This window comes from Rahnella perminowiae (genome assembly GCF_019049755.1).
Classification (GTDB): Bacteria; Pseudomonadota; Gammaproteobacteria; order Enterobacterales; family Enterobacteriaceae; genus Rahnella; species Rahnella perminowiae.
Map to the genome: position 1 here is coordinate 1 of NZ_JAFMOS010000183.1, position 1,443 is coordinate 1,443.

Here is a 1,443-nt window from a genome sequence, read left to right on the forward strand (position 1 = left end):
CAGATTAATATTGTTTGTCATATTCTGCGCTTTTATTAAACAAATGAGAAACTAAGGTCTTTAATTTGTTTGAAGCGCATTCTATTGATCACTTTTAGCGAGAATTAACAATACACTTAGTTTGATTGAGGGCAAGGCTTGAATGGAGAGGGCAATCCATCAGTTAATTTCCTGCTACCAAGATCAATTGATCGTTAAGATAAGCCACTCTGGACAGAGAATTGAGAACCATTATGAAACGTACAGAATGCTATACCGCTCAGCGAGCTGGCTCAACATCCCATGCTTGCTGAAGTGGATCGTTATTCCTTTCGTCCTGGTTGCTGTATTGATGAAAGGCCGTTATTTAATACGCCTGACATGAACTAAAGAGCCGATCAACATTTTTTTATCCGCATCTGTCAGATGCGGTGCCTGCAATAGACTAAATATTTCTGACTTGTCTGACTCACGGAAGCCGCCAGCAAGTAATTTCTGACTGATAGCTTCAAGAATCTTTTTATCCTGCAGAGAAATGGACGCCCTGACGTCATCCAGGCTTCTTTGCGTACCCGTGCGGTCGGGTGGTTGAGATAACCACTGGGCAAAGTAACGATACTGAATCGCCTTTGCGACATCCATTTGCGCCTGAATAAAGGGCTGTATTGAGCTGCCGTCGAGCCCTGACTCTTCAGCCTCCTCACGGGTACGGGTTAGGACACTTTGTTCCCGGATCATATCTTCTACAGGCAGATGGTGTGCGGCTTTATAATCCGCGACATCTTTCATGTCCAGCATGCGCTGATTCATGGCTGAAGTGAGGGTGGAAATCGCAACGGTGGACACGGAAGCCGCAAATACGGAACCCACCATGAACAATGATGATAAAAAAACCACGATGTAAGCCATAGAACCCTCTGACGCAACAGTAAACATGAGTTAGGTACTCTACTCAGGTAATAATACCGTTCCGTGACAAAATACCTTCCGTTAATCCTAAAAGTGAGTCATCAGTTGATGAAGTGAAAGAAATTGTCGGAGAAAATCGCCGTTTTTGTTGCCCGATTATATTTATTTAATATGACTTCTCATCGGGAGAGGAGCCGTTAACATAATGACCCACCACAGAATTTCATTTTAAAGCAGGTTTCCCCCTGACTTTGAATGAACTCATGTCCCTGAAATTTATCAAGGCAGCCAAACACATCATTGAAGTAATGCAAATCCGCATAAATACTTTCTCTGGGCCCCCTGATGGGATAACGATGATCTGCCTGTCCACGGTTCTTACGCGCAATAAACCTGAGATTACGCATTGTCCTCTCATCCAGGGACGGTATTGTGGCACCGCCATTAAATTGCATACACCAAATTGGATTATTGTTTAGCGAGATAATTATCTGTCCGAAAACTATTTTACCTTCCGTAAAGTAGTTTCTGTACGAATAATTATCCCTACTGTAT

General features: G+C 43.0%; 2 protein-coding genes. Both read right to left on the minus strand.

Going from position 1 to position 1,443, the window contains the following annotated elements; translation table 11 throughout:
- Window positions 1-342 precede the first annotated feature (342 nt).
- Window positions 343-915 (minus strand): chorismate mutase, encoded by a 573-nt coding sequence (locus tag J1785_RS01080; RefSeq protein ID WP_338020330.1) that lies wholly within the window; start codon window positions 913-915, stop codon window positions 343-345.
- Between the two features lie 170 nt (window positions 916-1,085).
- Window positions 1,086-1,443, minus strand: a 358-nt coding sequence (locus tag J1785_RS01085; protein WP_217218605.1) for a DUF5680 domain-containing protein, incomplete at its 5' end; no start/stop codon positions are given.